The 13,716-nt window shown below is 68.8% G+C and carries 12 protein-coding genes; 7 read left to right on the plus strand and 5 right to left on the minus strand.

All coding sequences use genetic code 11. The features are described from left to right. Positions 1–272: 272 nt before the first annotated feature. Positions 273–773, minus strand: coding sequence for a DNA-deoxyinosine glycosylase (locus AU194_RS14475; protein ID WP_059089955.1), 501 nt, complete (start codon positions 771–773; stop codon positions 273–275). Between the two features lie 4 nt (positions 774–777). Then, entirely contained in the window at positions 778–1,743 is a 966-nt protein-coding gene (locus tag AU194_RS14480) for an Lrp/AsnC family transcriptional regulator (RefSeq protein WP_082698655.1), read from the minus strand. Between the two features lie 210 nt (positions 1,744–1,953). On the opposite strand from AU194_RS14480, the gene AU194_RS14485 reads away from it, so the two are divergent. The 6 genes from AU194_RS14485 to AU194_RS14510 are packed head-to-tail and all read left to right on the plus strand — an operon-like array spanning position 1,954 to position 9,008. Continuing rightward, positions 1,954–2,757 (plus strand): SDR family NAD(P)-dependent oxidoreductase, encoded by an 804-nt coding sequence (locus AU194_RS14485; protein ID WP_059089956.1) that lies wholly within the window; start codon positions 1,954–1,956, stop codon positions 2,755–2,757. A 28-nt stretch (positions 2,758–2,785) separates the two neighbouring features. Beyond that, on the plus strand, positions 2,786–4,288 hold the full coding sequence (locus AU194_RS14490) for a cytosine permease (RefSeq protein ID WP_059089957.1): 1,503 nt from the start codon (positions 2,786–2,788) through the stop codon (positions 4,286–4,288). Beyond that, positions 4,285–5,040, plus strand: a complete 756-nt coding sequence (locus AU194_RS14495; protein ID WP_059089958.1) for an SDR family NAD(P)-dependent oxidoreductase — start codon at positions 4,285–4,287, stop codon at positions 5,038–5,040. Before AU194_RS14490 ends, AU194_RS14495 begins: the two co-directional genes overlap by 4 nt. Positions 5,041–5,042: 2 nt before the next feature. Then, positions 5,043–6,644 carry an amidohydrolase gene (locus AU194_RS14500; protein WP_059089959.1) on the plus strand — a complete coding sequence of 534 codons (1,602 nt, stop codon included), beginning with the start codon at positions 5,043–5,045 and terminating at the stop codon, positions 6,642–6,644. Next, the gene (locus tag AU194_RS14505) at positions 6,641–7,840 is read left to right on the plus strand and encodes a Xaa-Pro peptidase family protein (protein ID WP_059089960.1); all 1,200 of its coding nucleotides are present in this window, start codon (positions 6,641–6,643) and stop codon (positions 7,838–7,840) included. Before AU194_RS14500 ends, AU194_RS14505 begins: the two co-directional genes overlap by 4 nt. A gap of 37 nt (positions 7,841–7,877) precedes the next feature. Beyond that, positions 7,878–9,008: an adenylate/guanylate cyclase domain-containing protein gene (locus tag AU194_RS14510; RefSeq protein WP_059089961.1), complete on the plus strand. Its 1,131-nt coding sequence runs from the start codon at positions 7,878–7,880 to the stop codon at positions 9,006–9,008. Between the two features lie 3 nt (positions 9,009–9,011). Here the strand turns inward: AU194_RS14510 and AU194_RS14515 are convergent, their stop codons facing one another. From AU194_RS14515 to AU194_RS14525, 3 genes are read right to left on the minus strand one after another with little or no spacing between them, the layout of a single operon-like run. Next, a complete protein-coding gene (locus AU194_RS14515; protein ID WP_059089962.1) occupies positions 9,012–11,183 on the minus strand; it encodes a cation-translocating P-type ATPase in 2,172 nt (723 codons plus the stop codon). Continuing rightward, a complete protein-coding gene (locus AU194_RS14520) occupies positions 11,180–11,383 on the minus strand; it encodes a heavy-metal-associated domain-containing protein (protein WP_059089963.1) in 204 nt (67 codons plus the stop codon). Before AU194_RS14520 ends, AU194_RS14515 begins: the two co-directional genes overlap by 4 nt. 38 nt (positions 11,384–11,421) lie before the next feature. Further along, on the minus strand, positions 11,422–12,975 hold the full coding sequence (locus AU194_RS14525) for a class I adenylate-forming enzyme family protein (RefSeq protein ID WP_059089964.1): 1,554 nt from the start codon (positions 12,973–12,975) through the stop codon (positions 11,422–11,424). Between the two features lie 123 nt (positions 12,976–13,098). Between AU194_RS14525 and AU194_RS14530 the strand changes: the two genes are divergently transcribed. Beyond that, on the plus strand, positions 13,099–13,662 hold the full coding sequence (locus tag AU194_RS14530) for a hypothetical protein (RefSeq protein ID WP_059089965.1): 564 nt from the start codon (positions 13,099–13,101) through the stop codon (positions 13,660–13,662). Positions 13,663–13,716 lie beyond the last annotated feature (54 nt).

The raw sequence follows: 13,716 nt of genomic DNA on the forward strand, positions 1-13,716 counted from the left end.
TGGGCGGGGGCGGCGAAGGCCAGGAATCCGGTGGCCAGTCCGCCGGCGATGATGGTGGCGAATCCGAACTTGTTCATCTTCTCTACCTCTTCTGCGTCTCTATCGGTCTGGAGGATTTTCCTGGCCGGTCTGACTGCTTCAACCCGCAGGTCAGGGCCATCCATCCCGTTGGCAGTGATTGACCGACGCATGGCAGAAATCCGCCGAGACTGCTGCCAGATCACAAAATCTCGCGAAACGGCGATCTCCCAGCAGTCTCGGCGAAACAGGGCTCAGCCGAGCAGCGCCGCGCGCCAGGTCGCCAGCTTCACCTCGAAGCGCATCGTCTGCGCCGGACTGGTCGACGGCAGCCGCGAGAACTCCAGGTTGAATTCGCCGTCCGCCAGCCGCCGGAAGTTCTTCTCCGCCGCGGCACCGTTGAACAACACCCGCCGAATGGTCGGGTACTCGGCGAAGAACGCCGGAAAATCGTTGACCACCATGCTGTCCGGTCGCACCGCGGAGTCGAGGCTGCCCGCGCGGCGACACGAGCGCAACACATCCCATACGGCGACCCCGTTGGCGATGAGCGCGGCGGTCCGGTCGGGGTACGGGTCGTCGGCGGCGAATCCGTACAGCGTTCCCATGATGCGCCAGAACGCATTCTGCGGATTGCCGTAGTACTGGTGCTTGGCCAGCGCCAGCACGCTCGGCGCGTTCCCGAGCACGAGCACCTCGGGCGCGCCGCCGGCGATCGGCGCGAACCCCTGCACCAGATCCGGTGTGGACGTCATCGCTTCAGTACATCTCCTTGCAGACCTGCAGATGCATCCACGTCTCACTCCACAGCACCTGGGGCAGGGCATTGATCCGGCCGAAGATGTCCGCGGCGTCATCACGGGTCACCCCGTCGACGGTCGCAACGACGTCGAACCGGCCGACCGACGTGACGACCAATTGCAACTCCGGCATCTCGACGAGCTGTTGGAGTCCGGTCGCCACGCCCCGCATGCGGATCCCGATCCCGAAGCGCAGCAGGTTGTCCTCGCCCTGGCGGTTTTGAATGACACCGATGCGCACGATCTGTTCGGCCAGCAGGCGACGCACCCGGGTGCGCGCCGTCGTCACCGAGATATCTACAGCCTCAGCGAGATCCGAGTACGACGCGCGGCCGTTGCGGCGCAGGTGCTGGATCAGGGCACGGTCGAGGTCATCCAACATCGGTGCGGCCACCCGTACCGGTTCGAGAACGTCACGCAGGATCTGCGAGTACATCACCGTGTTGGTGGTGACGACAGACGGGTGCCGACGGATTTCGTCGAGCGTGTGCTGGAAATCGGTCTGTGACTGCGCGCGGATCTCGGCGACGAGGGACATGGCGCCGGCGGTGATGCTGAGGAACACGACGTCGGGCAGGGCGGACAGATCGGCGGCCAGCCGCTTGACGTCCCCGTCGGCGATTACCGAGGCGTGTCCGACGACGTGGAGGCCCTGGACCTGAGGATGGACGACGCCCACGACCTTGACGCCGTCGCTCTCGATGAGCCGGCTGAGGTGCCGGGCCGCCGTCGGGCGCGACACATGGATACGACGAGCGAGTTCTTCCTGGGAAATTCGTCCGTCGCGACGGAGTTCGTGCAGTACGGCGCGGTCGATGTCGTCGATGGTGGGCCTGCCTCGGGTGAAGTGGGCCCACCCTAGACGACGAACAGATCGACCGCCAGTCCGCGATGTGACGCAGAACCGACATGCCCAGACGGCCATCTGAATGTCGAATGATCCGACTGGAGGTCTGTGACGACAAAATAGGAATCTCGCTGATATTCGATCGTTCGTTTTGGTGAGCGGAAAGACGGCGCCACCTGCGTAATGGCGGTGACGGAGCAACAACGGTTCGGCCGCGATTGACAGATTCGCTGATGAGGCGCTTCAGCACGAACGAATCGCTCAGAGGCTGGGCTAGATTCGCCGACCATGACTGGTCTACCTCCCGCGGCCGAACTGCACGGACACGTCGCCGTCGTCACCGGCGCGGCATCGGGCATCGGTGAGGCGTCCGCGCGTCGGTTCGCCGAGGCCGGAGCCGCGGTGGCGGTGCTCGACCTCGACGGAGACCGTGCCGGCGCCGTCGCGCGGGACCTGAGGACCGCAGGTCACACCGCGAAGGCCTTCGCGTGCGACGTCGCCGACGAGCGCGCCACCCATTCCGCCATCGCCGCGGTCGCCGACCACTTCGGCACGATCACGGTCGCGCATGTGAACGCGTCCACCATGATCCCGTCGGGAAACGTGCTCGACATGCCGATCGAGCACTGGGACAGGACCTTCGCCGTCAACTGCCGCGGCGCATTCCTGACCGCGCGTGCGGTGCTCGGCGTCATGGTCGAGTCCAAAACGGCCGGGGCACTGTGCTTCACCGGATCGGACACCGCCCTGCGCACCAGCGCGAACTATCCGGCCTATCTGTCGACCAAGCACGCCGTGATCGGGATCGCCCGCTCCATCGCCGTCGACTTCGGCGACCGCGGGATCCGCTCGAACATCGTGACCCCCGGCGTCACCGACACCCCGGGTTTGCACCGGCTCTACTCGAGCGACGGCCGCGACCCCGCGTCGGTGGTGGCCGACAACGCCCGGCTCAGCGTGCTCGGCCGGATCGCCACCCCGCAGGACGTCGCCGAGGCCGCGGTTTTCCTGTGCTCACCTCGCGCGGCCTACATCACCGGCGCCAACCTCGTCGTCGACGGCGGGATGACCGTCCGCTACGACGCCGAATGACCTTCACCCCCACACGAAAAGGTCCCACATGACTGAACCCGTGGACGCCGTCGGCCGCGTCGAGACGCGCGGCATCGACTACATCCCCAAGGCCGAGCGCCACGCCTCCCCGTGGAACCTCTTCTGGATCCTCATCGGGGGAGACCTCGCATTCAGCCTGATCGTCTTCGGCTGGCTCCCGGTCAGTTTCGGACTCGACTTCTGGCAGTCGGGCTGGGCCATCATCGTCGGCAACCTGATCGGGGCGCTGATCCTCGCGCCGATGTCGCTGTTCGGGCCCCGCACCGGCACCAACAACTCGGTCAGCAGCGGCGCACTGTTCGGAGTCGTCGGACGCATCATCGGTTCGGTGCTCGCGTTGTTCTCCGCGTTGGGCTTCGTGGCGCTGGCCGTATGGACCGGGGGCCAGGCCATGGCGGCCGGCCTCGCCAAACTCGCAGATGTCGACGTCCAACCGTGGATGCTCGCGGTGAGCTATGCGGCCATCGTTTGCGTGGTGGTCGGCATCGCGGTGCTCGGGCACGCGAACCTGGTGCTGGCCAACAAGTTCATGGTCCCCGCCGTCGGTGTCATGCTGCTCATCGGCGTCGTCGTGCTGGCCCCGCAGTTCACCGGCGGCGTCAGCGGGAACTACCTGCTCGGCTCCTTCGTCCCGACCTGGGTGCTCGCCGTGATCACCGTCGCATCGGTCGCCGTCTCCTACGGCCCGTTCGTCGGGGACTGGAGCCGTTACGTCCCGCGTAGCGCATCACCGCGGAAGCTGTTGCTCGCTACGGGATCCGGCGCGTTCATCGGCCTGACCGTCACGTGTCTGTTCGGTGCCTTCACCGCCTCGATGTTCGTCGACCCGGCGACCGACTACGTGCTGGGGCTCACCGACGTCGCCCCCGGCTGGTACGCCGTGCCGATCCTGCTCATCGGGCTGATCGGCGGTTGCGGGCAGGGCGCCATCGGGTTGTACGGCACCGGGCTGGACTTCTCGTCCCTGGTGCCCCGACTGAGCCGGGTCGCCGCCACGCTGACCATCGCCGCGGTCGCCACCGCGCTGGTCTACATCGGTACGTTCGTCGTCGACGCCGTCTCGTTGATCAACGCGTTCGTGGTGATCCTCCTGGTGATCACGACCCCGTGGATGGTCATCATGATCGAGGGGTTCATCTACCGCCGCGGCCTGTTCCACCCGGCCGACCTGCAGGTGTTCAACGAGGGCCGCGCAGGCGGGCGCTACTGGTTCACCGGCGGCGTGAACTACCGCGCGGTGTGCGCCTGGGTGCCCGGCGTCATCGTGGGGCTGTTGTTCACGGCGACAACGGTGTTCACCGGTCCACTCGCCGCGGTGGCCGGTGGTATGGACCTGTCGTTCATCCTCTCCGGTGTCGTCGCCGGAGTCGTGTACGCCGCCGTGCTGAAGGTGGCTCCGGAGCCGCCCGCGATCCGCGGCACGAGCTTCGGATCGCTGACCGCCCGCGACGGCAGCACCGTGCCCGAGGATGGCGAAGACGCGACCCTGATCGGAGAGATGAGCGCATGACCGCAGGCACCCCACGTACCGCCTTCATCACCGGCGCGGGCAACGGCATGGGGAGGGCCCACGCCCTGACCCTTGCCGCGGCCGGATACACGGTGTGCGCCACCGACATCGACGAGAGCGCGGTGACCTCTGTGGCCGACGCGGCCAGCGGACTCGACGGCCGGGTGGTGGCCCGCAAGCTCGACGTCACCGACCGTGCGGAGGTCGAAGCGGTGGCCGAGGGGTTCGCGCAGCTGGCCGGCGGTATCGACGTGCTGGTGAGCAATGCCGGGCTGATCCACACCAATGAGACGCTTGCCGACACCGACGACGACACCTGGCACCGCACCTTCGCCGTCCACGTCGACGGCGCCCTCAACACCAGCCGGGCGTGCCTGCCGTGGCTGAAGGAATCGGGATCCGGACGCATCATCATCATCAGTTCGATCTGGGGCCAAGCGGGCATCGGCCACTCGTATGCCTACTGCGCCGCCAAGGGAGCGCTGATGGCGTTCGCGAAGAACGCCGCCAAAGAGCTGGGTCAGTACGGCATCTCGGTCAACGCCGTCGCACCCGGCGGTGTCCACACTGCCATGACCGCGGAATTCAGTCAGGCCGAACTCGAAGACGACTACCGTACGGTCCCGCTAGGCCGCTACGCCGACCCGGAGGAGATCTCCTACCTCATCGAGTATCTCGCCGGCCCGCGATCGGCGTTCCTGACCGGCCAGACCATCTCCATCAACGGCGGCCAAGTCATCGGGGGCTTCTGACCATGACCCCACCCATCCTGATCACGGCGGCCGGGTTCGCGGGCACCCCGGCACCCGGCATCACCGCCATGGTGGTCCGCAACGGTGTCATCGAAGCCGTCGGCGATGCCGACACGCTGCGCGCACAATGGCCGCACGCGGCGGCCACGGACTACGGATCGGCCTGTGTATTACCGGGCTTCAACGACTGCCACATGCATCTTGGCATGATGGTCTCCCAGTCGATGGGCGTCGACCTCTCACCGGAGCGCACACCGGACCAGGCGGATCTGGCGGCACGGCTGTCGGCCGCGGATCCGGACTCCCGCGGGTGGGTCCGCGCATCGCGCTACGACCACACCCGGACCACCGACGGCGAGATCCTCACCCGCGCAGACCTCGACGACCTGGTGCCCGACGCACCCGCGGTCGTCGGACACATCAGCGCGCACTGGGGCGTGGTCAACAGCGCCGCGCTGCACCGTGCCGGGATCACCGAGGACACCCCCGATCCCGACGGCGGCGCCTACGGCCGCGACGCCGACGGCCGCCTCACCGGGCAGGTGTTCGAGCAGGCCTTCTTCGACTTCGTCTACCCGTCACTGAGCCGCAACCTCGACCTCACGCCCGACATCAGCGGTGACGAGGCGCTGAACGCGTTGCGCGCCAGCGCCGAAACGCTACTCGCCGCCGGGATCACCTCGATCGGCGACGCCATGATGGGACCCGAGGAACTTCGCCTGTTCCAGCGTGCCCGCAACCGTGACGCGCTGCCCGTGCGGGTCAACGCCCTGATGACCTTCCCGCACCTGCCCGCGCTGCGGGCCGTCGGGATCGTCGACGGGTTCGGTGACGAGTGGCTGCGCATCGGCGGTATCAAGGCGTTCGTCGACGGGGCCGTGGCCGGCCGCAGCTGTGCGGTCGCCGAACCGTTCGAAGGCAGCGACGACCGCGGGGTCATGGTCACCGACCTCGCGTCGATCACCGACCTCGCCGCCGACTGCGCCGAGGCCGAGTTGACACTGGCGATCCACGCGAACGGCGAACGTGCCATCGGGCTCGTCCTCGACGCGGTGGAATCGCTGGCGGCGCAGGGACGTCCCACACCGCGCCTGCGCATCGAACACTGTTCGGTGATCACCGACGAAATCCTCACCCGCATGCGGGAACTCGACGCCGGGGCCGCACCGTTCGCCGGCTACCCCTACTACCACGGCGACAAACTGCTGCAGTGGTACGGCGAGGAACGCGTCGAGCGGATGTTCGCGCACCGCAGCTTTCTCGACGCCGGGATCACCATCGGCGGATCATCGGACTACCCCTGCGGGCCACTGCCCCCGCTGGCGGGGATTCAGAGCTGCGTCACCCGCACCAGCGCCGCCGGGATGCCGGTCGGCGTCGGCCAACGCATCACCGTCGAGGAAGCCCTCGATGTCTACACCCAGGGTTCGGCCCGACTCGAGGGCCGCGCCGACGTCAAGGGCAGGCTGCAAGCGGGCCAGCTGGCCGATTTCACGGTGTTGCAGGCCGATCCCCGGACCGCCGATCCGTCCACCATCGCCCAGATCCCCGTCATCGCGACCTGGGTGGCAGGAATCAAGAAATGGGAGAGGAACCCACAGTGACCGTCCACGCCGACGACCTCCGACACCTCGATCGCCACGGATTCGAGGAGGATCCGCGTCCGTTCACCGTCGACGAATACCGCAGCCGCGTCGCCCGCTTCCAGGACGGTATGGCGCAGGCGGGTGTTGACGTGCTGGTGGTGACCACGCCCGAACACCTCAACTACCTCACCGGTTTCGACCCGCTGGGCATCTATCTGTATTCGGCGGTGGTGCTGACCGCCGATGCCGGCGAACCGATCTTGCTGACGCACAAGTGCGAACAGGGTCTGGCGTGGAGCCAGTGCTGGATCAGCGACGTGCGCATCTGGGAACACGGTCAGGATCCCATCGCGATGACCGCCGACGCCGTGCACGAGCAGGGGACGGGTGCCGACGCACGCATCGGGCTCGAGATGGGCAACTGGTACCTGCTGCCCGCCTGGTACGAACAGCTGCGCGCGGCGCTGCCGCAGGCGACGTTCCACGACGCCACCGCGATCGGTCAGGAAGCGCGGATCATCAAGTCGCAGGCCGAGATCGAGCTCATCCGGCGCGCGGCGCACTACGCCGACATCGGCTTCCAGGCCGCCGTCGAGCACCTCCGGCCGGGGGTGTCCGAATTCGAGCTCAACGCGCGCATCCTCGCCGCCATGGCCGACGCCGGTTCCGAATACGCCGCGCTGCCGATGATCATCGGCAGTGGGCCGCGCAGCGGACTGTTCCACGCCGCACCCAGCGCGCGCATCGTCGAGGACGGCGACCCGGTGATGTTCGAGATCAGCGGGGTCTCGGCCCGGTACAACAGCAACATCGTGCGCACGATCGTGGCCGGCCGGGCGGGCGACGAACTCGCGCAGTTGCACAAGATCGTGCTCGACTCCTTCTGGGAGCCTTTCGAACTGGTGAAACCCGGGGTGAGCGTGGGGGAGTTGGACCGGCTGAGTCGCCAGATCCGGAGCCGCTACGCCGAATACATCCCGGCACGGGTCGGGTTCGGCATGGGGCTGGCCTACCCTCCGGTGTGGGTGGGGCGCCCCGACATCCTCGACGGTGACGAGCATGTCCTCGAACCGGGCATGGTGTTCTCGATGGAACCCTCGATCGCCCACTACAAGGGCATGAGCGTCATCTACGGGTACAACATCCTGGTCACCGAAACCGGGGGAGAGATCCTCCATTCCACGCCCCGCGACCTGTTCGAGGTGCTGAAGTAGCGGAAGCCGCCGCCCGATCCTGGGTATACGTTGGGGCGTGACCGAAGCCCGCGAGACCACGAATCGTGACGACGACGACGTCGAGGCGCTCCTCGACGGGCTGGCCGGGTCGGCGCGCACCGAACGCGCCGAACTGATCGACTGGTTGCTCGACCGCGGCTTCAGCATGACCGAGGTGCGCGAGGCGATCGCCCCGATGCTGCTGGCCTCGCGCAGACACGTCGGCGACGACGGCGTCTACGTCTCCGCCCGGGAGACCAGCGAGAAGTTCGGCATCGACTTGGACCTCTTGCAGCGGGTGCAGCGGGCCATGGGTCTGTCGCGCGAGGACGATCCCGACGCCGTCGTGCACCTGCGCGCCGACGCCGAGGCCGCCGCCCTCGCCCAGCGGTTCATCGACTTCGGGCTCGACCCCGACCAGGTCGTTCAGGTGGTGCGGGTGCTCTCAGAGGGCCTGGCCAAGGCCGCCGAGGTGATGCGCTACACCGCGTTCGCGGCGGTGCTGACGCCCGGCGCGTCGGAGTTGGAGATCGCCAAGAAGTCCGAGGCGTTGGTGCGTGAGCTCGCACCGATGCTGGGCCCGATGGTCGAGGACATGCTGCTGCTGCAACTGCGGCACGCGATGGAGACCGAGGCCGTGTCGGCCACCGAGCGGGCGGAAGGTGTGCCGCTACCCGGCGCCCGCGAGGTGTCGATCATGTTCGCCGACCTGGTCGGATTCACCCGGCTGGGCGAGGCGCTGCCGCCGGAGAAACTCGAGCAGCTGGCCCGCCGACTCGGCGATCTGGCGCGCGAGCTCGCCGTGGCGCCGGTGCGGTTCGTCAAGACCATCGGCGACGCCGTCATGCTCGTCAGCACCGATCCGGCGGCCCTGCTCGATGCGGCGTTGGCCCTGCTCGACGCCGCGACCAGCGACCAGGACTTCCCACGGCTGCGGGTCGGGGTGGCCGCCGGACAGGCGGTCAGCCGGGCGGGGGACTGGTTCGGCAGTCCCGTCAACCTCGCGAGCCGGGTGACCGGCGCGGCCCGCCCCGGAACGGTGCTGGTCTCTCAATCAGTGCGCGACGCGATCGGCGACGACGAGCGGTTCTCCTGGTCGTTCGCCGGCGCCCGTCACCTCAAGGGCATCAAGGGCGAGACGAAGCTGTTCCGCGCCCGCCGTCCCTGACCGTCACCGCGACGGCGTGAATGCCCGCAGCCGCAGGCTGTTGGACACCACGAACACCGAGCTGAACGCCATCGCCGCACCCGCGATCAGCGGGTTCAGCAATCCGAGCGCGGCCAGCGGCAGTGCCGCCACGTTGTAGGCGAACGCCCAGAACAGGTTTCCCTTGATCGTGCGCAGCGTGGCGCGCGACAGCCGGATCGCATCGGGGACGGCACGCAGGTCGCCGGTCACCAGCGTGAGGTCCGACGCCTCGATCGCGGCGTCGGTGCCGGTGCCCATGGCCAGCCCAAGGTCGGCTTGGGCGAGCGCGGCGGCGTCGTTCACCCCGTCGCCGACCATCGCCACGACCTTGCCGTCGCGCTGCAGCCGACGCACCGCGTCGAGTTTGTCCTCAGGCAGCACCTCGGCGAGCACGGTCTCGACGCCCACCCGCCCGGCCACCGCCTCGGCCGCGCGCCGGTTGTCACCGGTGAGCAGCACCGGGGTCAGCCCGAGTGTGCGCAGGTCGGCGATCGCGTCGGCAGCGTGGTCCTTGACCGTGTCGGACACCACGACGACCCCGCGGATCGCGCCGTCGGCGGCGAACCACACCGGGGTCTGACCCTCGGCCTCGGCGGCGTCGGCGATCTCCCGCAGGTTGTCGGGCACCGGCGCGTTCAGCCACTCCCGACGGCCGGCCGCGACGCGGTGCCCGTCGACCACCCCGCGAACCCCGCTGCCGCCGTGGTTCTCGAACTCCTCGACGGCGGACAGTTCCCCACGCGTCGCGGCGTATCCGGCGATCGCCCGGGCGATCGGATGCTCCGACGCGTTCTCCAGCGCGCCCAGTAGCCGCAGTGCCTCGTCGTCGCAGTGGGAGGCGACCACGGCCATCTGCCCGGTGGTCACCGTCCCGGTCTTGTCCAGCACCACGGTGTCCACCCGACGCGTCGACTCCAGCATCTGCGGACCCTTGATCAAGATGCCCAGCTGGGCGCCGCGGCCGGTCCCCACCAGCAGCGCGGTCGGCGTCGCGAGTCCGAGCGCACACGGGCAGGCGATGATCAGCACCGCCACCGCTGCGGTGAACGCCGCGTCGACCGCCGCCCCGCTCACCAGCCACCCCGCCAGGGTCAGCACCGCCAGGCCGATCACCACCGGGACGAACACCGCCGACACCCGGTCGGCCAGGCGCTGCACCTCGGCCTTACCGCTCTGCGCCTCGTTGACCAGCCGCGCCATCTGCGCCAGCTGGGTGTCGGCGCCGATCCGGGTGGCGCGCACCGTGAGCCGGCCGCCGACGTTGACGCATCCGCCGACGACATCGTCGCCTGGCCCCTTCTCGACGGGTACCGATTCGCCGGTGAGCATCGACGCGTCGACGGCCGACGAGCCGGACACCACCACCCCGTCGGTCGCGATCTTCTCGCCGGGTCGCACCACGAACTCGTCGCCGACCGCCAACTGGTCTATCGCGATCCGGTCCTCCCCGGAATCCCGCAGTACCGCAACGTCTTTGGCGCCCATGTCGAGCAGGGCGCGCAGCGCTGCGCCGGAGCGCCGTTTGGCCCGGGCCTCGAAGTAGCGGCCCGCGGTGAGGAACGTCGTCACCGCGGCGGCGACCTCGAAGTACAGGTGGGGTTCGGCGGCGTTCGACGGCAGCAGGTCGAACGCCATCGTCATCCCCGGCATCCCGGCGTGGGTGAAGAACAGCGCCCACAGCGACCATAGGTAGGCCGCGGACACCCCGACGGAGATCAGCGTGTCCATGGTCGCGGCGCGGTGGCGGAGGTTGGTGAGCGCGGCCCGGTGGAACGGCCAGGCGCCCCACGCCACGACCGGTGTGCTCAACGCGAGCGCCACCCACTGCCAGTAGTCGAACTGCAGCGCGGAGACCATCGACAGCAGCACCACCGGGAGGCTCAGCGCCGCGGAGACCAGGAGTCGCAGACGCCACGGTGCGGCCTCGTCGGTGTCGGGCCGGTCTGGGGTGGGCAGCGTCGCGGTGTACCCGGTCGCCTCGACGGCGGCGACGAGGTCCTCCGGCCGCACGGTGTCGGGGTAGGAGACGGTCGCCTGTTCGGTGGCGTAGTTGACCGCGGCGCTCACGCCCTCGATCCGGTTCAGCTTCTTCTCGACCCGCGCCGCACAGGAGGCGCAGGTCATCCCGCCGACGGTGAGGACGACCGAGGTCATGCCGCGGAGTTGACGTCGTATCCGCAGTCCTCGATCGCCGCGACGACGGCGCCCTGCTCGGGGGTGCCGGACACGGTGACGGCGGCGGCGTCGAGGTCCACCGTGACGCCGGTGACGCCGGGCAGCGGTTCGACGGCCTTGGTGATGCTCGAGACGCAGTGCGCACAACTCATACCGGCGACGTTCAACTTCAGGCTCATGCCGTCGACTATACCCCTAGGGGGTATGACGAAACGGGTCAGGCGAAGTCTGCCGCCAGTGACCGCTTGTCGATCTTCTCCCCGGCCAGCGTCGGCAACGGTTCGCTGCGGATCAGCCAGCGGGTCGGCACCGCGAACGAGGACACCACACCGGCGAGGTGCGCGCGCAGCTCGGCGTCGGTCGGCGGTGGTGCCCCGGTCCGGTAGACGACGACGGCGGCGAGCTCCTCGCCGAGATCGGGGTGGGGCAGGCCGAGTGCGGCGGCTTCGACGACGGCGGGATGGCGGGTGAGTGCCGCCTCGACGTGCGGACACGCGATGTTCTCGCCGCCGCGGATCACGATGTCCTTGCTGCGGCCGTCGATGTAGAGGTAGCCGTCGGCGTCGAGGTGGCCCAGGTCGCCGGTGTGCAACCAGCCGTCGGCGTCGACGGCCTGGGCGGCGCCGCCGCCGGCATAGCGGAGCATCACCGTGGGGGAGCGGGCCAGCACCTCGCCCACACCGTCGGCGTCGGGCCGGTCGATGCGCAATTCAACGACGGGGTACGGCTTTCCGACCGTCCCGGGGCGGTCCCGCAGGTCGCGGCTGTCGGCGACGGTGAGGAATCCGCCCGCCTCGGTCATGCCCCAGGTGTTGGAGAGGCCGCGGTCCCGCAGGTTCGGCAACTTCTCCCGGATCCGTTCCAGCAGGGCCGGACTCACCTGCGCACCGCCGAGCGGCCACGACCGCAGACTGCTGAGATCCCGCGTACCGAAGTCGGGGTGTTCGAGTACGCGGACGGCCATGGTCGGCACCGCACCCCAAACCTGGATGCGCTCGCGTTCGATCAGCGCCATCACCTGTCCGGCGTCGAACCGGCCCTGCGCCACAACGATTCGGCCGCCGGTGAGGAAGTGGGTGAACAGGCTCGACACCCCGCCGATGTGGAACATCGGTGTGCTCGCGAGGCTGATCGCCTGCGGGGAGTCCGCGTCGAGCAGGTGCGGCAGCCTGCCGTTGCGGGTCAGGATGTTCTGCTGGTTGGCGATGATCGAGCGCCGGGACAGCTCAACGGCTTTCGGCATCCCCGAGCTGCCGGAGGTGAACAGCACCATCGCGACGTCGTCGATGTCGGAGTCGACGCCCGGGGTCTCGATTCCCGGTGCCTCGAACGTGTCGGCGAGGTCGGTCAGCGGGCTGGTGGGTACGGGCGTGTCCAGCGCGGTGTCGGTGAGGATGTGCCGCAGATCCAGAGTATCGACGGCGTGGGCCACCTCGGCGCGACTCCACCAGCGGTTGCCGAGGACCGGAACCGCCCCGTCGAGCAGCAGGGCGAACACCGCGGCGACCCATTCGGGGCTGTTGTAGCCGAACACCAACACCCGGTCGCGGGGCCGGATGCCGAGGGCGGCGAGGTGTACGCGCACGCGGCCGACCGCCCCGCGGAACCGCGCGTAGGAGATCCGGCGGTCGCCGTGGACCAGGAACTCGCGGTCGGTCCAGCATTCCGTGCCCGCGACCAGTTCGGTGATCGTGGTGGGGCCGCGGCGGTAGAGGCGCCCGCGATGGCCGGCATAGCACCCGCTGACCGCCTCGGTGTCCCAGTTGCTCACGCGCCGACACTACGGTTCGTGACGCTTTTCCCGCCGAATCCGTCAACAACCGTAGTGTCGCGGCCGGGTTTCGCCCGTGGTGAAACTCTTCTACCTGCGATGCAACGGTGTAATCATGTAATCATGAAGACACATCATCACCGCCGCCCAGGGCGGCCGGGCGGGTGGCAACAGGCCGACCAACCCGATGCGAGCGACGCCGCGGACTGGTTCGCCGGCCGCGTCCCCGACGAATGGTTCGCGGGCGACCCCACCGTGGTCGTCGACCGCGAGGAGATCACCGTGATCGGCCGGTTGGCCGAATCCGACGTCCAGGACAGCGAGGCCAAGGCATCGGGCCGCGCCGCCCGATTCCGGGAGCAGACCCGCCCCGAGCGCATGCAGATCGCCGACGAGGCCGAGGCCCGCTACGGCCGCAAGGTGTCCTGGGGCGTCGAAGTCGGTCCGGCCGAGCACACTGAGCGGATCCTGTTCACCCACATCGCCGTTCCCGTCATGACCCGGTTGCGGCAACCCGAACGGCAGGTGCTCGACACCCTGGTCGACGCCGGGGTCGCGCGGTCACGGTCGGACGCACTGGCCTGGTCGGTGCGGCTGGTGGGGCAGCACGCCGACGAATGGCTGGCCCAGCTGCGCGAGGCGATGGCCAAGGTGGACGATCTGCGCGTCGAGGGCCCACAACTCTGACGGCGCCGAGACTACGGAAGATGACGGATTTCGCGAAAAATCCGTCAACAACCG

Origin of the sequence: Mycobacterium sp. GA-2829, assembly GCF_001499965.1 — a bacterium.
GTDB lineage: Bacteria > Actinomycetota > Actinomycetes > Mycobacteriales > Mycobacteriaceae > Mycobacterium.

Excerpts from the sequence above, each read along its gene's own strand:
- AU194_RS14520 (WP_059089963.1), bottom strand. The coding sequence starts at position 11,383 with ATGAGCCTGAAGTTGAACGTCGCCGGTATGAGTTGTGCGCACTGCGTC.
- AU194_RS14485 (WP_059089956.1), top strand. The coding sequence starts at position 1,954 with ATGACTGGTCTACCTCCCGCGGCCGAACTGCACGGACACGTCGCCGTC.
- AU194_RS14480 (WP_082698655.1), bottom strand. The coding sequence starts at position 1,743 with ATGGCCGTCTGGGCATGTCGGTTCTGCGTCACATCGCGGACTGGCGGT.
- AU194_RS14490 (WP_059089957.1), top strand. The coding sequence starts at position 2,786 with ATGACTGAACCCGTGGACGCCGTCGGCCGCGTCGAGACGCGCGGCATC.
- AU194_RS14475 (WP_059089955.1), bottom strand. The coding sequence starts at position 773 with ATGACGTCCACACCGGATCTGGTGCAGGGGTTCGCGCCGATCGCCGGC.
- AU194_RS14515 (WP_059089962.1), bottom strand. The coding sequence starts at position 11,183 with ATGACCTCGGTCGTCCTCACCGTCGGCGGGATGACCTGCGCCTCCTGT.
- AU194_RS14530 (WP_059089965.1), top strand. The coding sequence starts at position 13,099 with ATGAAGACACATCATCACCGCCGCCCAGGGCGGCCGGGCGGGTGGCAA.
- AU194_RS14500 (WP_059089959.1), top strand. The coding sequence starts at position 5,043 with ATGACCCCACCCATCCTGATCACGGCGGCCGGGTTCGCGGGCACCCCG.
- AU194_RS14495 (WP_059089958.1), top strand. The coding sequence starts at position 4,285 with ATGACCGCAGGCACCCCACGTACCGCCTTCATCACCGGCGCGGGCAAC.